The 21,064-nt window shown below is 65.5% G+C and carries 22 protein-coding genes; 12 read left to right on the forward strand and 10 right to left on the reverse strand.

Translation table 11 applies throughout. From position 1 onward, the window contains the following. Positions 1-13 precede the first annotated feature (13 nt). Positions 14-466, reverse strand: coding sequence for a cupredoxin domain-containing protein (locus FHU31_RS15775; RefSeq protein WP_409371232.1), 453 nt, complete (start codon positions 464-466; stop codon positions 14-16). Between the two features lie 166 nt (positions 467-632). Between FHU31_RS15775 and FHU31_RS15780 the strand changes: the two genes are divergently transcribed. Both FHU31_RS15780 and FHU31_RS15785 read left to right on the forward strand, forming a co-directional pair. Beyond that, on the forward strand, positions 633-1,172 hold the full coding sequence (locus FHU31_RS15780) for an RNA polymerase sigma factor (protein ID WP_167159733.1): 540 nt from the start codon (positions 633-635) through the stop codon (positions 1,170-1,172). After that, on the forward strand, positions 1,169-1,873 hold the full coding sequence (locus FHU31_RS15785) for a Rieske (2Fe-2S) protein (RefSeq protein ID WP_167159735.1): 705 nt from the start codon (positions 1,169-1,171) through the stop codon (positions 1,871-1,873). The genes FHU31_RS15780 and FHU31_RS15785 overlap by 4 nt, the downstream gene beginning before the upstream one ends. Before the next feature lie 9 nt (positions 1,874-1,882). On the opposite strand, the gene FHU31_RS15790 is transcribed toward FHU31_RS15785, so the two are convergent. Then, positions 1,883-3,517 carry a fatty acyl-AMP ligase gene (locus FHU31_RS15790; RefSeq protein ID WP_167159737.1) on the reverse strand — a complete coding sequence of 545 codons (1,635 nt, stop codon included), beginning with the start codon at positions 3,515-3,517 and terminating at the stop codon, positions 1,883-1,885. 362 nt (positions 3,518-3,879) lie between these two features. Here FHU31_RS15790 and FHU31_RS15795 point away from each other — a divergent pair, with 362 nt between their 5' ends. Further along, positions 3,880-4,749 (forward strand): DMT family transporter, encoded by an 870-nt coding sequence (locus FHU31_RS15795; protein WP_167159739.1) that lies wholly within the window; start codon positions 3,880-3,882, stop codon positions 4,747-4,749. A 4-nt stretch (positions 4,750-4,753) separates the two neighbouring features. Here FHU31_RS15795 and FHU31_RS15800 read toward each other — a convergent pair whose 3' ends face one another. After that, a complete protein-coding gene (locus FHU31_RS15800) occupies positions 4,754-5,452 on the reverse strand; it encodes a TetR/AcrR family transcriptional regulator (protein WP_167159741.1) in 699 nt (232 codons plus the stop codon). 184 nt (positions 5,453-5,636) lie between these two features. Between FHU31_RS15800 and FHU31_RS15805 the strand changes: the two genes are divergently transcribed. From FHU31_RS15805 to FHU31_RS15815, 3 genes are all read left to right on the forward strand, one after another. Beyond that, positions 5,637-6,155: a hypothetical protein gene (locus tag FHU31_RS15805; RefSeq protein WP_167159742.1), complete on the forward strand. Its 519-nt coding sequence runs from the start codon at positions 5,637-5,639 to the stop codon at positions 6,153-6,155. A 93-nt stretch (positions 6,156-6,248) separates the two neighbouring features. After that, positions 6,249-6,428 carry a DUF6131 family protein gene (locus FHU31_RS15810; RefSeq protein WP_036339683.1) on the forward strand — a complete coding sequence of 60 codons (180 nt, stop codon included), beginning with the start codon at positions 6,249-6,251 and terminating at the stop codon, positions 6,426-6,428. Between the two features lie 158 nt (positions 6,429-6,586). Next, positions 6,587-6,985, forward strand: coding sequence for a hypothetical protein (locus tag FHU31_RS15815; RefSeq protein ID WP_167159744.1), 399 nt, complete (start codon positions 6,587-6,589; stop codon positions 6,983-6,985). 241 nt (positions 6,986-7,226) lie between these two features. Here the strand turns inward: FHU31_RS15815 and FHU31_RS15820 are convergent, their stop codons facing one another. Both FHU31_RS15820 and FHU31_RS15825 read right to left on the reverse strand, forming a co-directional pair. Then, on the reverse strand, positions 7,227-8,066 hold the full coding sequence (locus tag FHU31_RS15820) for a GAF and ANTAR domain-containing protein (protein WP_167159746.1): 840 nt from the start codon (positions 8,064-8,066) through the stop codon (positions 7,227-7,229). Between the two features lie 158 nt (positions 8,067-8,224). Next, the gene (locus FHU31_RS15825) at positions 8,225-9,187 is read right to left on the reverse strand and encodes a LysR family transcriptional regulator (protein ID WP_167159748.1); all 963 of its coding nucleotides are present in this window, start codon (positions 9,185-9,187) and stop codon (positions 8,225-8,227) included. Positions 9,188-9,320: 133 nt separating this feature from the next. Between FHU31_RS15825 and FHU31_RS15830 the strand changes: the two genes are divergently transcribed. Continuing rightward, positions 9,321-10,379, forward strand: a complete 1,059-nt coding sequence (locus FHU31_RS15830; RefSeq protein WP_167159750.1) for a YncE family protein — start codon at positions 9,321-9,323, stop codon at positions 10,377-10,379. Positions 10,380-10,405: 26 nt separating this feature from the next. Next, positions 10,406-11,164 carry a 2-keto-4-pentenoate hydratase gene (locus FHU31_RS15835; protein WP_167159752.1) on the forward strand — a complete coding sequence of 253 codons (759 nt, stop codon included), beginning with the start codon at positions 10,406-10,408 and terminating at the stop codon, positions 11,162-11,164. Between the two features lie 55 nt (positions 11,165-11,219). On the opposite strand, the gene FHU31_RS15840 is transcribed toward FHU31_RS15835, so the two are convergent. Genes FHU31_RS15840 through FHU31_RS15860 form a run of 5 tightly spaced genes read right to left on the reverse strand, consistent with a single transcriptional unit; the run spans position 11,220 to position 16,467 of the window. Continuing rightward, complete coding sequence (locus FHU31_RS15840; RefSeq protein WP_167159755.1) at positions 11,220-12,284, reverse strand: ABC transporter ATP-binding protein; 1,065 nt, start codon at positions 12,282-12,284, stop codon at positions 11,220-11,222. 46 nt (positions 12,285-12,330) lie between these two features. Then, the gene (locus FHU31_RS15845; protein WP_167159757.1) at positions 12,331-13,155 is read right to left on the reverse strand and encodes a carbohydrate ABC transporter permease; all 825 of its coding nucleotides are present in this window, start codon (positions 13,153-13,155) and stop codon (positions 12,331-12,333) included. Continuing rightward, positions 13,152-14,123 (reverse strand): carbohydrate ABC transporter permease, encoded by a 972-nt coding sequence (locus FHU31_RS15850; protein ID WP_167159759.1) that lies wholly within the window; start codon positions 14,121-14,123, stop codon positions 13,152-13,154. Before FHU31_RS15850 ends, FHU31_RS15845 begins: the two co-directional genes overlap by 4 nt. Then, positions 14,120-15,481, reverse strand: coding sequence for an extracellular solute-binding protein (locus FHU31_RS15855; RefSeq protein ID WP_167159761.1), 1,362 nt, complete (start codon positions 15,479-15,481; stop codon positions 14,120-14,122). The genes FHU31_RS15850 and FHU31_RS15855 overlap by 4 nt, the downstream gene beginning before the upstream one ends. Next, positions 15,478-16,467: a carbohydrate kinase family protein gene (locus FHU31_RS15860; protein ID WP_167159763.1), complete on the reverse strand. Its 990-nt coding sequence runs from the start codon at positions 16,465-16,467 to the stop codon at positions 15,478-15,480. Before FHU31_RS15860 ends, FHU31_RS15855 begins: the two co-directional genes overlap by 4 nt. 75 nt (positions 16,468-16,542) lie before the next feature. On the opposite strand from FHU31_RS15860, the gene FHU31_RS15865 reads away from it, so the two are divergent. From FHU31_RS15865 to FHU31_RS15880, 4 genes are all read left to right on the forward strand, one after another. Beyond that, positions 16,543-17,418 (forward strand): DeoR/GlpR family DNA-binding transcription regulator, encoded by an 876-nt coding sequence (locus FHU31_RS15865; RefSeq protein WP_234901475.1) that lies wholly within the window; start codon positions 16,543-16,545, stop codon positions 17,416-17,418. After that, entirely contained in the window at positions 17,415-18,791 is a 1,377-nt protein-coding gene (locus tag FHU31_RS15870) for a 6-phospho-beta-glucosidase (RefSeq protein ID WP_167159765.1), read from the forward strand. The genes FHU31_RS15865 and FHU31_RS15870 overlap by 4 nt, the downstream gene beginning before the upstream one ends. Further along, entirely contained in the window at positions 18,788-19,525 is a 738-nt protein-coding gene (locus FHU31_RS15875) for a glucosamine-6-phosphate deaminase (RefSeq protein WP_167159767.1), read from the forward strand. Before FHU31_RS15870 ends, FHU31_RS15875 begins: the two co-directional genes overlap by 4 nt. A gap of 174 nt (positions 19,526-19,699) precedes the next feature. Next, positions 19,700-21,064, forward strand: coding sequence for a wax ester/triacylglycerol synthase domain-containing protein (locus tag FHU31_RS15880; RefSeq protein WP_167159769.1), 1,365 nt, complete (start codon positions 19,700-19,702; stop codon positions 21,062-21,064).

Genomic DNA, 21,064 nt, shown 5'->3' on the forward strand with positions numbered 1-21,064 from the left:
GGATCAACGTCGGTCACGGTGCCACCACCACGGTGCCGTGCATGAACGGGTGGATGCTGCAGATGTAGTCGAACGTGCCGGCGTTGGTGAACGTGAACGTGTAGGTCCCGTTGGCGTCCAGACCGGGAGAATGAAACGAGTTGTCTTGGGCAACAACGGTATGCGGCTCCTCGTCCTGGTTCGTCCAGACCACCGTCTCACCCGGCATGACCTTCAGGGTGGCGGGTGTGAACGCGAAATTGGTGATGGTGACCTTGGTGCCGGCCACGGGCGGGGCCGACGTCGCCGTGCCGGCCTGCGGTAGTGGGGCCGCGGCGCTCATGCCCGGCATGCCGGGCATACCCACCGACGTCCCGCCGTTGGGGGCGAAGTCGACGGTGGGATCTGAGGGCGCCGCCGGGGCGGCACACCCGGCCAGCGTGATCGCGGTGATCATGACGCCGATATGGCGTCGGGGTGTAAACATGGGTCGGTACCTCCGGGCTGACGGATTTCCGCGGTGCGGAGCGGTCACCGGTAGATAGACCACGCGGTTACACCGGGCCCGTGTAACCCGGACCCCTATCTATCTATGCGCGGTCTCACCGACCGGGCATGACGGAAGGTGGAAGCGATGCGGGTGGAGACCCTCGGTGACGCGACCTGAGCGTGGGCGGCAGCAACCGAACCTGCGGCTGGTATCCGAGTCGTGCTACCCGAATTGGGAAGCCCTCTACGAAGACAATGCCACGTGGGTCTACCGCACCATCTTCGCCAAGGTGGGCAACCAGGCCGACGCCGAGGACCTCACCTCGGAGGTGTTTCTGGCTGTCATGCGACCGCTGCGGCTGACGGCCAGCATCGCCGAGGTGCGCGCATACCTGCGCACCACCGCCCGGACCGTCCTGGCCGCGCACTGGCGAGCCACCTTGGGCCGGGAGATCACCTCCATCGAAGACGTGGCAGCGCCGCCGGAGAGCGAAGCGGCGATCAGCACGGCCCCGCAACGGGTGGCCGCGGTGCTCGAGGCGCTGCCGGACACGTACCGGAAGGTCCTGGAGTTGCGATTCCTGCACGGCCGCGCCGTGCGAGAGGTGGCCACCGAGATGGGGATCAGCCTGGCCAATGCCAAGGTGTTGCAACACCGCGCGCTGCGGTTGGCGGCTCAACTCAACGAGGGAGGGGCCCGATGAACCGGCGAGGTACCCGCAAGTACATCGACGATCTACTCGCCGGACGTCGTCCGAGACCGTTCAACCCCGACGATTTCGAAGCCGACCAGATCCGCACCGCGATCGAATTGAGCGCCGGCCGGCCGGGCGCAGACGCCCCACGCCCGGAGTTCCTCGACGGTCTGAAGGCGAAGTTGGCAGCCGAGATGTCGGGATCCGTGCCGGTCGCGGGAACCAACGCCGCGAAAGCTCACGCAGCGACCCGTCGGCAAGTCATCGTCGGCACCACCGCTGCGGCGACGGCCGCGGTCGCCGCGGTGTCGGTGGACCGGTTGCTGCTCCAGCCCGACGCGCCGCCCAACCCCGATGGGGGCGAGGTGGTTCCCACCGACGGGCAGTGGCGGCAGGTCGCGGCGAGTGCCGACGTCGCCGACGGTGCCGTGTACCCGTTCGACCTGGGCTCGGTCAGTGGATTCGTGCGGCGGACACAAGGCCGGGTGGAAGCCGTGTCCGGGGTGTGCACGCATCAGGGTTGCAAACTGTGGTTCGACCGGCCCGCCGATCAGTTGCGCTGCCCATGCCATCTGACCTCGTTCTCGCCGGCCGGGCAGGTGCTCATCCATGCCTTGCCGACGGCACCGAAGCCTCTCCCGCACTTCGATGTTCGCGAGCGGGACGGGGTCATCGAGGTGTTGGCGCCTCCGCCGAGCGGACCGGTATAGACCGGCGGCTCAGCTCACGAGGCTCAACGCATGAGCACGCCGCAACTTGCCCGACGGAGTCTTCGGGATCGTGCCGGGCTCGAGCACCACCACGTTGCGCGGCCGGACATCCACCTCTGCGACCACCTCGTGCGCCACCAGACGCTCGATACGGCGTACGTCGTCCGGCTGGTCATGTTTCGTGGATTCCACTGCGACCGCGAATGTCTCACGGGACAGCCCGGCGTCGAGGCGCACGGCAACCGAACATCCCGGCCGAACCCCCGGCACCCGACAGGCGGCACGTTCGATATCGGTGGGGTAGATGTTGCGCCCGGCCATGATGATGACGTCCTTGAGCCGGCCGCACACCACGACGTCGCCGCACTCGGTGAGGTAACCCAGATCGCCGGTGTCGTACCAGCCCCGGGCGTCCTGTGCCGCCAGGAAACCCGCTTCGGTGAGGTAACCCTTGGTCACCGGCCCGCCGCGCACCTCGATGACCCCGACTCCGCGAGGCCCGAGCACACCGCCGTCCTCATCGACGACGCGCAGTTCCAGGCCACTCAGCGGCCGGCCCAGGTTGACCAGTCGTCGGGTGCGCCCGTGTGTGGCGGGAACTGCTCGGTGCAGCAGGGTCAACAGATCCGCGTCGACCTCATCGACGAGCATGCCGCCACCGCACGGCGAGAATGACACCGCCACCGTTGTCTCGGCCATTCCGTAGGCGGGAATGATCGCCTCCGGCCGCAATCCGAACGGAGCCCCCGCATCGCAGAGGTCCTCGACGTCGAACGGATCGACCTGTTCGGCACCCGAGAGGGCCCAGCGCAACGAGGACAGGTCGAAATCACCGGGAGTGGCCTGCCCGCGCAGCCGCTTGGCGAACACCTTGTAGGCGAAGTTCGGGGCCGCCGTCATCGTGCCCTTGTACTTGTCGATGAGCCTGGCCCACAGCAACGTGTCGCGCAGGAAGTCCACCGGCGTGACCTTGACCAATTCGGCACCGACGTACATCGGCACGGTCAGGTAGCCCGTCATGCCCATGTCGTGGAAACACGGCAGCCAACTGACGATGACGTCGGTGTCGAGATCGAACCGGCAGCCGATCATCATCGCCTCGGCATTGGCGACGATATTGGCGTGGCTGATCTGAACGGCCTTGGGGGACCCCGTCGAGCCCGAAGTCAGCTGCATCAGCGCAATATCGTCCTCACCCGTCGCGGTGGGCCCGGTCGGGGCATGCGCCAGCAGCGCCTCGACGGTCAGCACCGTCAGACCGCGCTCCGCCAGGACCGGCGCGGCCGCCATGAACGGATCGGAGACGATGACTGCTTTCGCCGAGATCATGTCGATCACACCGATGGTCTCCTCGGCCCAGCGCAGCAGATCGGTGCGCGGCGTGGGCTGGTGCAGCATGGTCAGGCTGGCGCCGCGCATCCACACCGCTTGCGCGGTGGGAGCGATCTCGACCGGAGCGCCCGCCAGTACCGCCACGGCGTCGGCGTGCCCGATACCCGCCGCGGCGAGGCCGCCGGCGACCCGACAGGCCCGCTCATGCACGTCGGCCCAGCTGTGCCGCACGGGTGCGTCCGGTTCCCCGGTCACCATCCCGTGTGGGCTGGTGCGGGCGTTGTGGAACATGGTTTCGGTGAATCGGCTCACGGCAGTCCTTTTCGGCCCACCGGCAAGGTGCGGTGTGCCTTCATCGGAGGGATCGCCACGCCCGTGTCACCGGGCGTTAATAGATTCAGAGCCGTGGGGCTCGGCCGTCCTCGAAGCGCTTCTTACTTCGACGAGCGGCGGAAGTGCACCTGCCCTTTTCTGTTCTCTCTCATCTGCCACCCCCGGCCGGAGTGACATGGCGGTGCACTTCAGGTGGGTCGACTATAGCGACCCGCCCACGCCGAAGCGCGCCAACGCGCCACACACCGCGACGTTCATGGCATCACCGGCACTGACCGATTCGGTGCGGCGTGATGTAGTGACCGAGTGACTGCGGATGGTTCTCGTGACGCGGGCAAACCGTGAGTGCACGTGGTTGGCTGCTGTTCGCTGCCATGAGCGTGATCTGGGGGATTCCCTACCTGCTGATCAAGATTGCACTCGAGGGGCTTTCGGTTCCCGTACTCGTGTTGGCCCGCACCTTGATCGGCGCCGTCGTGCTGCTGCCACTGGCGCTGTCGCGGGCCAACATTCGCTGTGTGCTTGCCCATGGGAAACCAGTGCTGGCTTTCGCGTTCTTCGAGATCATCGCCGCGTGGTTGTTGTTGTCGAATGCCGAACGACACCTCAGCAGCTCCACGACCGGCCTGCTCATCGCGGCGTCGCCGATCATCGCGGCGGTGCTGGACCGGTTCAGTGGTGGCACCCACCGCCTCAGCGCCATCCGGTCAACCGGCCTGGCAGTCGGGCTCACCGGTGTGGCGGTGCTGGCAGGCCCCGGTCTTTCCGGCGGGGGTGCCTGGCCGGTCGCCCAGGTACTGCTGGTGGCCACCTGCTATGCCATTGCCCCGCTCATCGCCGCCCGCTATCTCGCCGATGTCCCAGCGCTTCCACTGACCGCAAGTTGCCTTGCACTCGCGGCACTGGTGTATGCCGTGCCCGCGGCCCTGTCGTGGCCCACCGAAGTCCCCGGCACGCGTGTGCTGGTGGCCACCGCCCTGCTCGCCGTGGTGTGCACCGCACTGGCCTTCGTCGTGTTCTTCGCGTTGATTCGTGAAGTGGGACCGACCCGCGCAGTGGTGTTCACCTATGTGAATCCCGCTGTGGCCCTGGCCGCCGGTGTGATCGTCCTTGCCGAGCCACTGACGGTGTTCAACGTCGCCGGCCTGGCACTGGTCCTCGTCGGCTCGGTGCTGGCCACCCGTCAGTCCGCTGCGGAACCGCCACGGTAGCGCGTCACGCGAGCCGGCTGGCCAGTCCGCTGAGCAGAATGTCGAGTCCGCGGTTCAGTTCGGCCAGTCCGTCGTAGGAGGCCCACGCGGGCGCGAGGTCACGGATGTTGGGGAACTCGCCGATCGGCAGCCGGTGCAGCCCGAGCCGCAGGACGTGATCGGTTTCCTCGGGCCGTTCCACGATCTCCTGCAATTCGGTCAGTACATGGCCGTAGAGGAAGCCGAACAACGCCCGGTAGATGTGCAAAGCGTCGGCTCCGGTGAACCCTGCCGCGGTCAACAACGCCAGGACCTCTTCGAGGTGACGCAAAATCCCCGGTGGCCGCATCCCCAATGGTGTCGCAAGTGGGCGCGTCACCAGCAGGGGCACCACGTGGGGATGGCGGTGCGCCAGATCGCGAAAGTCGTGGCCGAGACGGCGAAGTGCCGCAACCCAATCCGATGCCGACGTGTCCAGCGATAGCTGCTCGAAGACCAGCTCGACGACCCCGTCCAGTACGGCAGCCTTGTTCGGGACGTGGCGGTAGAGCGCCATCGGGTCGCGCCCGACCGCCTCACCGAGTCGGCGCATCGACAGCGCGTCGACACCTTCCCGGTCGATGATCTCCAGGGCCTTGGCCAGAACTGCGACGCGGGTGATCGGCCCACCCGCGCCGTCCTCGGACCGGCCCGGACCGGGCGGACCCATCGGTGTTTGCATCATGGATGACACGCCCCCTCCGATATCTGACTCACAGGCACGCTGGGACCACAGACCTCACGGGTAGATGGGTGCTGAACAGGGAATATTCGATCAGTACAGCTGAGTCTACGTTGTAGACATACGACGTTGACAACGTCTCCCATGAAGCGTTGACTGGACTTCTAGTGCGGATAGAGGCGTTGCCATGATCGTCATCGTTGGATTGGTCGTTCTGCTCGCCGCGGTGATCGTGGGTTTCACCGGCGTACTGACGAATTCAGGGCCGGACCACCCCCTACCCGACCACTTCAATGCGCTCGGCTACCACGTCACCGGGTCGACCGGCACGCTCTTCCTGTTCGGGATGATGGTCGGCGCGATCGCCATGTTGGGGTTGAGCGTGTTGTTGGCCGGCACGCGGCACACCGCGACTCGCGGGCGCGACGCTCGGCACAAACTCGAGACATCCCGTCGTGAGACGGCGTTCTTGAATCAGGAACGCGACCAACGCCTCGCACATGACCAGAACGACGCGGATGCGGATGCCACCGGACCAATTGTCACCCGGAGGCGACCGACCCTGTTCGGGCGCAGGCCCGCCGGTCGGCACCAGGGGAGCGCCACCGAGGTCGACGCCTCTGGCAGGACGTCCACCGTGGCCACCGTCGCTCAGTCGCGGGCGACGGACAACGACAGGCAAGGAGTCCGCAATGAGGGTCGGTAAAAGGATCGCCCACAAGGTCGAAGCTGCCACGAGCAACGCGAAGAAGGTCTTCCGCCGCTCTCCGTCTGTTCACATCGAAACCAGGTAAACACCATGATCGTTCTCGGCATCATCCTCATCGTCCTGGGCCTGCTGCTGCCCAGCCTTGTTCCCACCTTCGCTTTCGCCCACATCGTTTTGGTGATCGGGGTCATCCTGCTGGTCGTCGGCCTACTGCTGATGCTCATGGGGCGGATGGGGCATGCGGTCGGCGGCCGTCGCCACTACTACTAGACCCGACACCGGGGCGAGCAGACGCACGGGTACACCCGCGTAGTCGAGGAGTTCGACGCTCAAATAACCACTCGCGCAATGGCATCCATTGGCTCGCGGCGGGTGCGGGCGGCTCCGCCACGACCTGATTCACCGATTGACCAACCTAAGGAGCCGATATGGCCACCCCCAGCATCCTCTTGATCGTCCTCGTGGTGTGCGTGGCGATCCTTCTCATCGTCGCCATTGCCTGGGTGGCGCGCGACAGACGCAACGCCCATCGTCATATCGCCGCCGAAGAGATTCGTGAGTCAGCGAAGGACGAGGCGCGCGACGTGCGGCAGCGCGAAGCATGGGCGGACGAGACCGCCGCCCGCGCCCGCGCGGCTCAGGCCGAATCCGATGTCAAGGCCGCACAAGCCGCCGGTCTGCAACAGCAGGCCGAAACGCACCGGAGCGAAGCGGTGGACTCACGCGAGAAGCTCAATCAGCAATGGGAGCGCGCGGATAGCGTTGATCCGGCCGTCCACACACCCGAGAAATCCAGCGGTGCGCGCAAGGAGCATCAAGACCGATGACGAGACCAGGACCTGCCCCCGGAAGAGAGGGGAGCGTCACGATGACCCCGCAGGAGACGAGCCCGCCCATCGGCAGCGCGCGCGAACGGGATCGGCGCGCACAGGCTCTCAGCGCTCAAGAACGCTGGGAATCAGAGGGCGGAACCACAGACCACCGGGACCGGCGCTGATCCGCGAATGAAGATGTCTGCACCCCAGGGCATTTCGTCGCCACGAAGCAACACGGGGGAGTATGTGACGCTCAGCCGGCTTTTCCGTCAGTCGCCGATCCGGGCAACGCGGTGAAACGCTGGACCAGATCGGCGGCTACGGTACGCAGCGGGACATTCGAGTTCTGGCTTTCACGACGGAGCCGATCGAAAGCCTCACCGGCATCAATGCCGTGAATGGCCATCAACATGCCTTTGGCCTGTTCGATGGGCGCACGCGTCTCCAGTGCGCGCTGCAGTCCGACTGCGACGTCACGCACCGAACGGAACCGGGCGAAATCACCTATCGCTCGCGAGACCGCCGTGGTGAGCAGCTCCAGGATCTCGGCATCGAAACTGTCGAACGCCGAACGCGCTCGACCGTAGAGATTCAACGACCCGAGCGACTGGTCGACGGTGACCAAAGGTGCCGCCAGAAAGCTGAGGATGCCTTCGGCACGTGCCGCGGCCGCGAACTCCGGCCAGGTGGACACCGCTTCTTCGGAATCCACGAGCACGATCTCACCGAGGCGGGCAGCCTGCAGGCAGGGCCCGTCTCCGGCGTCGTACTGTTCGGTATCGACGCGCAGCGTGCGCTCGTCGGTGTGCACCGCGGTGTAGGTCCGTCCGGCCAGATCGATCGTGACGCCCGTGCTGTCGGCTCCGGTGATCGCCTTCTGCGCGATCTGAGCGAGGTTCTGCAGCAGGCTGAGGAGTTCGTCCTCGTCGGCCACGGTATGACTGACCGAGAGCAACATCCTGGCGAGTTCGGTGGCACTGATCTGCCGCTCACCGGAAGCCGCCGCGATCACCACGTCGGCGGCTTCGTCCGCGTCCTGATCCACCGCCTTTGCAGGCAGCGAGTCCTCGGTCCGCGGGTCGGGAGAAATCATCCGGACAGTGTGACACAGCCGGAGTCCGCAGAAACAGAGTACTCATGCAGGTATATCCAGAGAACGAACCGGCCCGGCGACCCCCCTGAATTCGTCACTGTGACGCCCGGGGGAGCCTCGACGAAGGTCGGGCTGGGACGCACTCTGATGCCGGCGACCTAGCCGTTGCGGGTCGCGACGCCGACACCTTGGGCGTGGGCGGGTTCGCGCTGCTCCTCCTCGGGGCTTGTTTGTTGCGCCTGGATGAAGGCTCGTGACAGTTGCGTGCGGAACCACCGGTGTGCGGGATCGATGTCGTTGCGGGGGTGCCAGGCCACGCCGATGGTCATGGGCAGCAGGTCGAGTGGGATCGGGAACGTGGCGAGCCCCAGTTCGGCAACGATGGTGTCGGACCATACGGGTGCCGTCAGGGCGACCAGGTCTGTGGATCGTGCGAGCAGCATTGCGCTGGTGTGGCTGGGGACAACGACGGCCACCCGACGGTGTAGTCCTAGGCGGGTCAGCGCGTCGTCTATGGGGCCGCGTCGTTTGCCAAGGCGAGAGATGCCGATATGAGCGGCGCCGGCGAACCGCGCGGCGCCAATGGGGCCGTCGAACAGCGGGTTGGTAGCCCTGGCCACTCCCAGCAGCGTTGTCTCTGCGAGGGTTTGGTGGCGCGTCTCGGGATCCAGGTGTGAGAGGACTCCGAGTTCGACATCGACGTCACCGCGGCGTAGGGCGGTGGTTCCTTCCAACGTCTCTGGCAAGAAGATGACGTTGACGCCGGGTGCTTCTCGTTGCAGAGTCTCCAGGAGCGGGTCCGCCACGCTGGTGAGAAACAGGTCGGATACCTGGACGGTGAACGTCTCGCTGATGGTGGTGGGGTCGAATTCTCCTCCTGGACGTAACAGCTGATCGGCCTGGCCGAGCAGCGTATGCAGTGTGTCGCGAATGGCCAGAGCGCGTGGGGTGGGCACCAAGGCTTGGCCGGCACGCACCAGCAGCTGGTCGCCGGTGATCCGGCGCAGCCGCGACAGTGATCGGCTCACGGCCGGCGGGGAGGTCCCCAATCTCTCTGCTGCCGCGGTCACGCTGCTCTCCTGCAGGAGTGTGTCGAGAACGCGCAGCAGATTGAGATCCATCGGTGGGTCGTCCCTCCTTGAATCATTAACTTTTGCGATAAGGATCAGATAACAACTATTGCATTGTGCGTTAAGGATTGGTGGCTCAGCCTGGATATCGCAGCAGTTATCACTCATTTCACACAGGAGCATCATGATCTCGAACTCTGATCGCGACGACCGCGCCGGCGACGTCTTGGCCGTGGTCAGCCAGAGCGGACCCACGGTGACGTTCTTCGATGCCGTCTCCGACACCATGCTGGCAGAAGTGGAGGTGCCGCCCGAGCCCCACGAATTGTGTTTCGACCCGACACAGCGACTGTTGTGGTGCACCAACACCTATGTCTCGGGCTACTACCATGCCAACGCGGGCCGGGGTACCCAACTGACGGTAATCGATCCCGACGCTCGACGCGTTGTCGACGTCGTCGACCTCGCTCCCGAACACGGGCCGCACGGATTGGCTCTCGATCCGGTTCGGGGACGCCTGTATGTGAGTGTCGAGGGGAGTCCGGACCGGCCTGGTGGTGTCGTGGTGATCGACACCTCGACCCGAAAGGCGCTGGGCCGCATCGATACCGGCGCACCTGGCCCGCATTGGTTCGTGATCGATTCCGCCGGCGAGAAGGGCTACGCCAGCAACAAGGAAGCTCCATTCGTGTCGTTCGTCGACTTGCAGGCAGGCACATTCAGCACGGTCGAGGTGCCGGGCAGCGAGGGCCTGGCCGTCTCTGCAGACGGCAGTGAACTCTATGTCGCCGCGCCCTACGGCTCATTCACATCCTGTACCGCCGAGTCTTCTCCGCTCACCGGCATACGTGTCATCGACACCACCAACGGATCGGTGCTCGATGTGCTATCCACCGAGAACATCGTCTTTCCGGTGTGCTTGACCAGCGCCAGCATTCTGCTGGTCGGTGAATTACGCATGTCGGCGGACGAGTCCTCCGCACTGGGGCGTCACGCCCGGGGGCGACTCAGCGCCTTCTCGACTGCGACTCGGCAGCGCGTCGCGCGTGTGGAACTGACCGGCAAGTTCCCTTTGACGATCACCGCCTCGCCGGATGGACACCTCGGCTACGTGGCAGCGGTGACGTCGTCGACGGTCGACATCGTCGACCTGCAGACCTGGGAGGTGCTCAACAGCCTGACCATCGCCAAGCGCGGTGAACCGGGCGCGCATGGGCTGGCCTACATCCCTCGACTGGGTTGAACATGCCACTCAACGAAGCAGAAAACATGGATGAGATCGCCGCAAGACTGGACACCGCGCGCCGCACCCGTTGTGCCATTGCCTCGTTCAGCGACGGCCACCCACCCATCGATCTTGACCTTGAGCTCGGGTATCGCGTTCAACGCCATCGTCGGCGCGGACGACCCGTCGCGGGATGGAAGCTGGCACTGACTTCACGGGCCAAGCAACGACAGGTCGGTGTAGACACACCGCTCTACGGATTTCTCGATGCCGCTGACGGGCTCAACCTGGGGCAACCCGTTCCGACCCGCTCCCTGATAGCGCCGCGTGCCGAGCCCGAGATCGTCTTCACCCTCGGTGAGGATCTCGCCGGCCCCTGTGTCACCTCCGCTGACGTCCTTGCCGCCACCGCAGCGGTGGCGGCAGGTATCGAAGTACTCGACTCCCGATACCAGGACTACCGTTTCACCGCCGCAGATCTCGCCGCAGACAATGTCTCTGCCGGACGTTATGTCGTGGGACCACCACACTCGCCGCGAGGAGTGGCACTCGATCTCATCGGCGCCGTCTTGACGAAGAACGGCGAGGTCATCGACACGGCCGCAGGCGCAGCAGTCATGGGCCATCCCGCCGCTGCGGTCGCATGGTTGGTGCGACGTCTGCACATGGACGGCGAAAGCGGTTTGCGCCGGGGCGAAGTCATCTTCTCCGGGGGACTGACCTCTGCTGTCCCGATTGCTACGGGGGACACCATCACGATTGCCCTCGGCCACCTCGGCAGCATCGTGTTGGCCTGCGACTGACCACAGCCGTCGGATCACGTGTAGCACTGGTCAGCAACGTCGTGGCCGCCCACACCTAACCGACCCGAGCGCCGGTGGCCTTGTCGAAGAGGTGGATGGCGTGGGGATCCGCGGTGACGTGCACGGTATCGCCCATCCGGATCTGGTCGCGACCGCTGGTTCGGACGATGACGTCGGCGCCGACGGGGCTGGCGGTGCCGTACAGGTAGGCATCCGCCCCCAGGATCTCGACCATCGCGACGGTGACGGGGATACCGTTACCCGCCTGCGTCAGGCGCCATCCTTCGGGCCGGACACCGACGATGACCGGCCCGTTGATGGCCCCGTTGCGTTCCACGGCCATGGTGTGTCCCGCCGCGGTGATTCCTGCCTCGTCGAGATCGCCATCGAGGAACTTCATCGCCGGTGATCCGATGAATCCCGCGACGAACACGTTGACCGGCCGGGCGTAGAGCTCCATCGGGGCGCCGACCTGTTGCAGTTCACCGTCTTTCATGACCGCGACGCGGTCACCCATGGTCATGGCCTCGGTCTGGTCATGGGTCACGTAGACGGTGGTGACACCGAGGTCACGCTGCAGCTTGGCGATATCGGTGCGGGTCTGCACGCGCATCTTCGCGTCGAGGTTGGACAGCGGCTCATCCATGCAGAACACCTGGGGATTGCGGACGATCGCACGGCCCATCGCGACCCGTTGGCGCTGCCCACCCGAGAGCGCCTTGGGTTTGCGGTCGAGATAGTCGGTGAGGCCGAGGGTCTTGGCGGCCTCGGCGATCCGACGTTCGCGCTCGTGTTTGGGCAGGCCCGCGTTCTTGAGACAGAATCCCATGTTCCCGGCGACGGTCATGTGCGGGTACAGCGCGTAGTTCTGGAACACCATGGCGATGTCCCGGTCCTTGGGGGCGGCCGTGGTGACATCGCGTCCGCCCAGATGTATCGAGCCGGCGGTCACTTCCTCCAGGCCCGCCAGCATGCGCAGAGTGGTCGACTTGCCACAACCCGAAGGTCCGACGAGCACCATGAACTCACCGTCGGCGATCTCCAGGTCGATGCCGGCCACTGCCGGCGCGGGAGCTTTCGGGTACCAGCGCTGGGCCTTGTCGAATCGAATGGCGGCCATGGGATGTACTCCTGTGATCGAGGGGTGCGCGGACGGGGAGCCGGTGTCAACGGGACGAGATGCCACCGACCATTCCGTTGATGAATCGCTTCTGCAGTGCGAAGAAGAGCACTGCGATCGGTAGGGCGACCATCACGCCGGCGGCGGCCAGCAGCGAATAGTCGGTGAGGTGTTGCCCCTGGAACAGTGCCAAGCCAAGAGGGGCGGTACGTCGGCTGTCAGAGACGACGAGGACCAGCGGCAGCAGGAACTCATTCCATGTCCACATCGTGACGATGACGGCCATGGTCATCATCGGCGCCAGGCTCGGCGGCACGACAATGCGCCAGAGCAGCCGGAAGTCACTCGATCCGTCCAACCGGGCGGCCTCGATGATCTCGCCGGGGAAGGCACGAAACTGGTTGCGCATCCAGAACACTGCGAATCCCAGGGACTGGGCGGTTTGCGGCAGGATCAGTGCCCAATAGGTGTCGGTGAGTCCGATGGTGCGCAGGTTGAAATACAGCGGGATGATGAAGGCTTCGGCCGGCAGGGTGAGGCCGAGGAGCAAGGTGTAGAACAGGATCGAGGAGCCGGGAAACCGCATCCGGGCGAACGCGTAGCCGGCCAACGTCGCCAGCGTCACGGTGAGCAGCACAACGGCGGCGGTCACCACGACGCTGGACAGTAGGTAGCTACTGAAGTTCCCGCGATTCCACGCCGCACCGTAGTTGTGCAGGTCGATACTCGTCGGGATGTTGAAGCCACCCGAGTTCTGCTTGGCGGGGGTGATCGAGGACAGCACGACACCGAGCAACGGGACAACGGCGAACACGGCGAAAAGCACGAGAATGATCTGGTTGACCGTCTTCTCGGTCCGGCTCAGGTTCATTCGGCCTCCCTCGGGGTGATCCGGCTGATCAGGAAGGTCAGTGCGACGATCGCCACGGTCAGCACCACCGCGATGGCGGAGGCCAAACCCACCTGCCCGGTGTTGAAGGCCCGGTTGTAGGCCTCGAAGGCCGGGACGGTGGTGGCGGTTCCGGGGCCGCCGCGGGTGGTGATGTAAACCAGGTCAAAGGTTTTCAACGCCGACACCACGGTCAGGGTCAGCGCCACCGCGATCTGGCCGCGCAGCGACGGCAGCGTGATGGCGAAGAACTCCCGGACCCGCCCCGCGCCGTCGAGGCGGGCGGCTTCGAACAGTTCCGGCGCGATGTTGCCGATCCCGGACAAGAACAGCACCAGGCACAATCCGATGTTGAGCCATGTGCCGATCAGCCCGATGGCGATCAGGGCGAAGGTGTGGTCGCCCAGCCACACCCGCGCCAGCGATCCCAGTCCGATGGCGCGCAGTGTCTGGTTGAGCAGGCCGTTCTGCGAGTAGACGGAGATCCAGATCGTGCCGATGACGACGGTGGTGATCACCTGCGGCAGGAACAGCACCGTGCGGAAGAATGACATCGACTTCATCGCGTGCGCCCGTGAGATCACCGCGCTGAGCAACAATGCGATGGTGACGGGTACCACCGCGTAGAACACCATCAGGACCCCGGCGTGCAGGAATGATCCTCGCAACTGCTTGTCTTCGAACACGTTGAGGTAGTTGGAGATTCCGGCGACGGTGGCCGTGCCGATGCCATTCCAGTTGTAGAACGAGTACTGGACGGTCTGAACCAGCGGGGCGCCGAGGAATGCCGCGAAGACCACGAATGCCGGCAGCACATAGAGATAGCCGCGTAGCGCTCCGCGAGCCCGACGACGCCGCGGCCGCGGTGACCGGCTGAGCCGGTCACCGGGGTCGGCGCCGGGACTGTCCGACGTGGTCGTTCGTCGTGGTGGGCGCAGCGTCACGGTCATTTCTGGTTCTTGAGGAAGGCGGCGTAGTCGGTTTGCAGGGCATCCACGAACTGCTGCGGATCAGACTGCCCACCAAGGAGTTCCTGCATTCCCGCGGTGAGGGTGTCATAGAAGGTCGGCGTGGTGTAGTCGAGATAGGGGACCACGCCGTCGGCCGCCTGGACATCCCGGTATTGCGTCGCGATATCGCCGGCCAACGTGCCCGCCTTGGGCTCGTAGCCCGACGGCAGTACCGTCGGCAGGTTGCCGGAATCCAGGAGCAGCTGTGCGGCTTTGGCGTTGGTGATGAAATCGATATAAGCCGCGGCGACATCGGGATGGGCGGACTTCGATGTGATGGCCCAGGCCAGTCCCTGCCCGCCGGTGGTGGCCGGCTTGCCGTCCGTGGAGGTCAGCGTGGTGAAGCCGACGTCGTCACCCAGGGCGTCGTGCAGGGGCTGCTGCATCCAGGTCCCGGTGAGGGTGAACAGCGCGCCGCCCTTTCCGAATGCGGCAACGGCGTCGTCGCGGGAGACCCCGTTGGTGCCCGGAGTCAGATAGCCCTTGGTGGACCATTCGGCGATCTGCTGGGCGGCCTTCAGCGAGGCCGGATCGGTCCATGCACCGCTCTGGCCGCTCACGAGATTCTTGACCGCCGGTGCGCCCGCCAGTGCAGCCTGGACGACTCCGAACAGGTGGATGCCGGGCGATTTGTCGAGATTGCCGAACGACATCGGCAGCATCCCCTTGGCTTTCGCGGCGCCCATCGCCGAATCCAGCTCGCCCAGTGTGGTGGGCGCGGACAGCCCGAGCGACGCCAGCTTCTTGCGGTTGTAGTAGATGCCCACGACCTCGCCGGTCTGCGAGACGCCGAACAGCGTGTCGCCCTGCCAGGTCTTGCCGTCGCTGCTGAAGCTGTTCTGCTTGAGCAGGCCGTGGGGGTAGTAGCCGTCCCAGCCGTAGAGCTTGGCGTAGTCGTTCATCGGGCGCAGCATCCCTGCGGAGACAAACGCGCCCATGTCGGGGTAGCCCTGGTTGGCCTGGACGACGTCCGGGGGAGTGTTACTGGAGAGTGCCAGCTTCAGGGTCGTCTTGAGATCACTGAACGACTCGACGGTCCGGTTGATCGTGACGTTGGGGTACTTCTGGTGAAACTCGGCGTTGAGCTCCTCCTGCGCCTTGGAGATGCCGCCATCGGTGTTCTGGTCCCACACGGTCAAGGTAACGGGGCCGGCCGACGAGATGTCTTTGGACACCGGGCTGGTGGGCGCGGCCGGTGCACCGCCACCGGAGGGGCCCGGGGCACACGCGGTCGCTGTCAGCAGGGTGATGGTCGCGGCCAGGGCGCCGCCGAATCGAAAAAGTCGGGTTCTTGTCATGAGGTCAGGGCTCCTCGGGTTGCAGGGATGGCGGACTGGCGGTGTTGTTCGGCCCAATGCCGGACCGGTTCCCACTGCGGGTCATGGCGGTGCTCGTCGAGCAGATCGGCGATATCGGCGGGACGGGGCGCGCTGCGGGCGCCACCGGCGCCGCGCACCGAACAGGTGGCGCTGATGCTGGCCAGCCGCAGCCGCTGGGGGATTTCCCAGTCCCATGCGGTGGCGGCCATGAACGCGGCGGTGAAGGCATCTCCGGCCCCGGTGGGGTCCACCGCGCGGACTGCGATGGCGGGTACGCGCAGCCGGCTCGGTCCCTGCGCCGCCATCGCCCCGCCCGGCCCCAGCGTGATGACCGCCAGATCGACGCGCTCGGCAAGGATGTCCAATGCCGCATCGGCGGTCTGCGTGCGGGTGTAGCCGAGCGCCTCGATCTCGTTGACGATGAGGACGTCCACATTGTCGAGTTGCTCGAGCATGGCCTCCGACCACTGGCCCGACGGGTCCCAGCCGACGCCGCTCACCAGTGTGGTGCCCCGTGCGCGCAGCCGAGTGGCCTCGGTGTGGACGGGACCGCGGCCCAGACCGACATGGGCGACGCGGACCGGCGTGGAGTCCGGCCAGGACGGAAGGTGCGGGGGCTGCTGTTCGTAGGTCACGAACGATCGGTCGTGCCCGTCGGTGATCGCCACCGAGATGGGGTTCTGATATCCCTGGTGCTGAACGGCGAAGCGCAGATCCATATTCGGCTCATCGCGCAGGGTGCGCGCGATGATGCAGCCGATGGGGTCATCACCCAACTCGGTGACCAGTGCGGTGTGTGCGCCGAGTCGGGCGGCCGCGACCGCGCGGTTGGCGGCCCCGCCGGGCGAGATCGCGAAGCCGTGGGCGTACACCTCGGCTCCGGGGGCCGGTGCCTGAACCCCGGTGAAAACCAGGTCGCTGTACACCTGACCCGCGATCAGCACGTCGATTTCACGATCGGTCACTCGTGGGCACCTCCACAGTTTTGACTGAGTTTGACGTTGTTTGCGCGCTTAGCGTGGCTGTCTTGCGTGACGATTATGTTGCTTGGATGTCTCTCGCGGGTAATTTCGCTGAAATTTGTCGAAAATCGTTCAAAGTCGCGCAAAGTCTGTCATTCAGTGGGTACGATTCCGGACATGTTCCTTGCCCGACGCCATGAGCGCATCCTCGCCGCGCTGGCCGGTGGTGGCCAGTCCGTGGTCCAGCTCGCCGAGTCCTTGGGGGTCAGCGAGTCCACCATCCGTCGCGATCTGGACATCCTGGCCAAGGGGGGACGGCTCGAGCGGCTCTATGGCGGAGCCATGCTGACGCAGGGGAGCCGGGCCACCATCACCGACTCGGGCGCTGTGGAGGACCCCTTCACCTCTGACAGCCGGGGCGATCTCGAGCTGCGCCAGAAGATGGCGGCCGAGGCCGCTCGGTTGGTTGCCGACGGGGACGTCGTGGTGCTCGACATCGGGTCGACGACCCAGCTGGTTGCTCGGGAATTGCGGGGACGCCCCGTCACCATCATCACGTCGAACCTGGCAGTCCTCGACGAAGTTCGCGACGACGACGCCGTCGAACTCGTACTTCTCGGTGGCGTGCTGCGACGCAATCAGCAGTCACTCGTCGGCCCACTGGCCGAGCAGGTCATCGGCCAGCTCAGCGCCGACATGATGTTCTTGAGCTGCACCGGCGTTCGCGGTGGCCGGGTGTTGGACAACATGGCTGTCGAGGCGCCGATCAAACAAGCCCTCATCGCCGCCTCCCAGGCGATCGTCCTGCTGGCCAGCGAACTGAAATTTCCGGGCTCGGGCGCCCTGCGCCTGTGCTCGCTCGACGACGTCGATGTGCTCATCACGACGGCGGGCACGCCCCAAGACGAACTTGTTCACCGCCGGGAGACCGGCAGAAAGGTCATCGTTGCATGAAACTCACGATCCTCGGTGGAGGCGGATTCCGCACCCCGTATGTGTGGCAAGCCCTGATCCGCGACGAGGGGTCGCCGCGGGTTACCGAGGTCGCCCTCTACGACGTCGACCAGGGTCGGCTGGCCACGATCACCACCATCCTCGAGCAACTCGCCGTCGGGTTCACCGACGTGCCGACCGTGCGGACCTACACCCAACTGGAGCCCGCGCTGGAAGGTGCGGACTTCGTCTTCGCCGCCATCCGCGTCGGTGGCGTCGAGCAACGCTGCTGTGACGAACATGTTGCGTTGGACCTCAACGTGATTGGGCAAGAGACGACAGGCCCCGGCGGTATCGCCTATGCGTTGCGCACCGTGCCGGTGATGCTTGATATCGCCCACACGATCCGCAGGGTGGCCCCTGACGCCTACTTCCTGAACTTCACCAATCCGGCCGGCATCATCACCGAGGCACTGCAGAGCGTGCTGGGGGACCGGGCCCTCGGCATCTGCGATACCCCGTCCGGTTTGGGCCGCAGGGTCGCCGCAGCGCTGGGCTACGACCACACCCGCATAGACATGGACTACGTCGGTCTCAACCACCTCGGCTGGATGCGCCGGGTGCTCGTCGACGGCCGCGACGTGCTGCCGGACCTGCTCGCCGACGAGCAGAGGCTGAACCGGTTGGAGGAGGCGCAGGTCTTCGGGCTCGATTGGATCCGCGCGCTACAAGTCATTCCCAACGAGTATCTCTACTACTACTACTTTCACCGTGACGCCGTCCGGCACATCCTCGAATCCCCGCAGACCCGTGGCGATTTCCTCCTGGAGACCCAGGGCCGGTTCTTCACCGAAGCCGCCGCGCAGCCTGAGCATGCGGCCAAGTTGTGGACCGCCGCGGTCGATGAGCGTGGCGCCAGCTATATGGCCGAGGCCAAGGGCGGTGTCCAGGGAGCCCCGGCTGTCGAACGGGATCGCGAGACCGACCCGGCGCATCTGGGCTACGCCGGTGTGGCTCTCGGGGTGATGGCGGCAATCAGCCGCAACGAGCGCCGCACGATGATCCTCAACGTGCGCAACCGTGGCACGATCCAAGGATTGCCCGCCGATGCGGTGGTCGAGGTATCGACGATGGTGGACGCCAACGGTGTGCATCCGCTGACGTTGGAGACCCAGCCCGATCTGCATCAGCTCGGTTTGATGCAGCAGGTGAAAGCCGTCGAGCGGCAGACGATCAGCGCAGCGTTGACCGGATCGAGTACCGACGCCCTCAAAGCGTTCGCACTGCACCCACTGGTCGATTCGGTGAGCGTGGCGCGCGAACTGTTGTCGCGCTACGTCGATTCCAATCCCGACATCGCGCGGGTGCTGGCCAAGCGGTCGAAGGCGGCGTGACACTGGACATCGAGATCTGCTCCGGTACCGAGGCGGCGGGGCAACAGGTTGCGGCGCGCATCGCGGCGCTGATTCGCGACAAACCGGACGCGGTGATCGGCGTGGCCACCGGGTCGTCGCCCGAGCCGGTATACCGTGCCCTGGCACGGTATACCGACGACGGCCTCGACGCGTCTGGGGTGCGCTGGTTCGCCCTCGATGAGTACATCGGTCTGCCACCTGGCCATCCGCAGTCGTATCGGGCAGTCCTCGAACGTGTCCTCATCCGACCGCTGGGCCTGCACCCGACGTCGCTGCACGTTCCCGACGGTGGCGCCGCGGATCCCGATGAGGCCGCCGAGGCCTACGAAGCGGCCATTGCCGTTGCGGGGGTGGATCTGCAGATCTTGGGCATCGGAGAAAACGGACACATCGGCTTCAACGAGCCGGGCACGCCGTTCTCCGCCACCACGCATCGCGCGACACTCACCGAGTCCACCCGCCGAGCCAACGCACGGTTCTTTCCCTCCACAAACGCCGTTCCCGTTGAATGTCTGACCCAGGGCCTCGCGACGATCATGCGTGCCGGCCGCATCGAACTCGTCGCCTCCGGCAGCCACAAGGCCGATGCCGTGGCCGCGGCTGTGCGCGGCCCGGTCACCGAGCAATGCCCGGCCAGCATCCTTCAGCGGCATCCGGATGTCCGGGTCAACCTCGACACCGACGCGGCCGTAGCGGTCTACGAGTCGTCGTAGTCGGGGTTGTGTGCCTCGTTTGCATCCTCGTCATCGCGACCCACGCACCATAAGCCCGACCGCGGCGGTGCCGCGGATCGCGTTCGATCCGGACACGAAGGCACAAAGTCCTCAGTCGCGCCAAGTCAGCTGACGTGCGGTGTCGCTGACCATAAGCTGGGCGTGGGAGCACATATGGCTGAATTCATGCGCAATAGCGACGCGTTCACCTGGGCAATGGAGAGCGATCCACGACTTCGTTCCACTGTTGTGACGGTGTTGACACTGGACAAGACGCCCGACTGGGATGACGTGTGCGAGCGGTTCGACCGCATCACCCGCAAACTGCCGATGTTCCGGCAACGAGTGGTGGAGTCGCTCGCTCCCGCCCCGCCGCGGTGGGAGAACGCCCCGGATTTCGATCTGCGCTTCCATATCCGGCGAGCATCAGCACCCAGTCCTGGTGACCTCGACGGGGTGCTCGAGATGGCCCGCCTGGCCGCGATGGAGGATTTCGACCGGGCTCGTCCGTTGTGGAGCGTCACGCTGATCGACGGCCTCGACGACGGGGGAGCGGCGATGCTGTGCAAGTTCCACCACAGCCTCACCGACGGTGTCGGAGGGGTACAGATCGCCATGACCTTATTCGACCTCTCGGAGCTGCCGGAACAGCGCGACCGGTTACTCGCTCCGCCGGCGGTGGCCCCGCAGCCCTGGTTGCGCGGATACCGCGATGTGCTGGGCTACGACGCGGGACTGGTTGCGACTGCGCTGTCGAGAACAATCACCTCGGCCCCGAAACTCTTCGTCAACAGCATCCGGCAGCCGCTGGGGACCATCGAGTCAATAACGGCCACAACGGCTTCGATCTACCGGACCGTCCGGCCGGTGAACCGCACCGGGTCCCCGCTGATGAAGAACCGGACCCTGGCCCGTCGTCTCGGCGTCTATGACGTGCCGAAGACTCGGTTGCGGCGCGCGGCGCACAGGTGCGGCGGGGCGTTGAACGACGCCTTTGTGGCAGGCCTGGCCGGCGGGTTGCGGCTGTACCACGAAAGGCACGGTGTCGTAGTCGGCGACCTCCACCTGACCATGCCCATCAACCTGCGCGCCGAGGGTGACGAGATGGGCGGCAACCGGATCACGTTGATGCGGTTCGACGTACCGGTCGGCACCGTCGACCCGGCAGAGCGAATCAGCGCCATCAAAGAGCAGACCGCCAGAATTCGAGGTGAGAGGTCCTTGCCCTACACCGAGTGGATCGCGGGCGTGCTCAACCTGATGCCCCGCTGGTACATCGGCTCGATCCTGCGCCACGTCGACTTCCTGGCCAGCGATGTTCCGGGTATCCCGGTTCCGGTGTTCCTCGGTGGGGCCAGCGTGCTACGGCAGTATGCGTTCGGTCCAACTATCGGCTCGGCGGTCAATGTCACACTGCTGACCTACGTCGACACCTGTGCACTCGGCATCGACGTCGATACCGGCGCGATCCCCGATTTCGACGTCTTCCACGAATGCCTGGTCCAGGGCTTCGACGAGGTCCTTGCCTGCGGCGACTGA

Source organism: Mycolicibacterium fluoranthenivorans, assembly GCF_011758805.1.
Classification (GTDB): Bacteria; Actinomycetota; Actinomycetes; order Mycobacteriales; family Mycobacteriaceae; genus Mycobacterium; species Mycobacterium fluoranthenivorans.

Coding starts and splice junctions, on each gene's coding strand:
- FHU31_RS15810 (WP_036339683.1), top strand. CDS start 6,249: ATGATCGTTCTCGGCATCATCCTCATCGTCCTGGGCCTGCTGCTGCCC.
- FHU31_RS15830 (WP_167159750.1), top strand. CDS start 9,321: ATGATCTCGAACTCTGATCGCGACGACCGCGCCGGCGACGTCTTGGCC.
- FHU31_RS15840 (WP_167159755.1), bottom strand. CDS start 12,284: ATGGCCGCCATTCGATTCGACAAGGCCCAGCGCTGGTACCCGAAAGCT.
- FHU31_RS15880 (WP_167159769.1), top strand. CDS start 19,700: ATGGCTGAATTCATGCGCAATAGCGACGCGTTCACCTGGGCAATGGAG.
- FHU31_RS15800 (WP_167159741.1), bottom strand. CDS start 5,452: ATGATGCAAACACCGATGGGTCCGCCCGGTCCGGGCCGGTCCGAGGAC.
- FHU31_RS15805 (WP_167159742.1), top strand. CDS start 5,637: ATGATCGTCATCGTTGGATTGGTCGTTCTGCTCGCCGCGGTGATCGTG.
- FHU31_RS15850 (WP_167159759.1), bottom strand. CDS start 14,123: ATGACCGTGACGCTGCGCCCACCACGACGAACGACCACGTCGGACAGT.
- FHU31_RS15835 (WP_167159752.1), top strand. CDS start 10,406: ATGGATGAGATCGCCGCAAGACTGGACACCGCGCGCCGCACCCGTTGT.
- FHU31_RS15845 (WP_167159757.1), bottom strand. CDS start 13,155: ATGAACCTGAGCCGGACCGAGAAGACGGTCAACCAGATCATTCTCGTG.
- FHU31_RS15785 (WP_167159735.1), top strand. CDS start 1,169: ATGAACCGGCGAGGTACCCGCAAGTACATCGACGATCTACTCGCCGGA.
- FHU31_RS15815 (WP_167159744.1), top strand. CDS start 6,587: ATGGCCACCCCCAGCATCCTCTTGATCGTCCTCGTGGTGTGCGTGGCG.
- FHU31_RS15775 (WP_409371232.1), bottom strand. CDS start 466: ATGTTTACACCCCGACGCCATATCGGCGTCATGATCACCGCGATCACG.
- FHU31_RS15820 (WP_167159746.1), bottom strand. CDS start 8,066: ATGATTTCTCCCGACCCGCGGACCGAGGACTCGCTGCCTGCAAAGGCG.
- FHU31_RS15865 (WP_234901475.1), top strand. CDS start 16,543: ATGTTGCTTGGATGTCTCTCGCGGGTAATTTCGCTGAAATTTGTCGAA.
- FHU31_RS15870 (WP_167159765.1), top strand. CDS start 17,415: ATGAAACTCACGATCCTCGGTGGAGGCGGATTCCGCACCCCGTATGTG.
- FHU31_RS15825 (WP_167159748.1), bottom strand. CDS start 9,187: ATGGATCTCAATCTGCTGCGCGTTCTCGACACACTCCTGCAGGAGAGC.
- FHU31_RS15855 (WP_167159761.1), bottom strand. CDS start 15,481: ATGACAAGAACCCGACTTTTTCGATTCGGCGGCGCCCTGGCCGCGACC.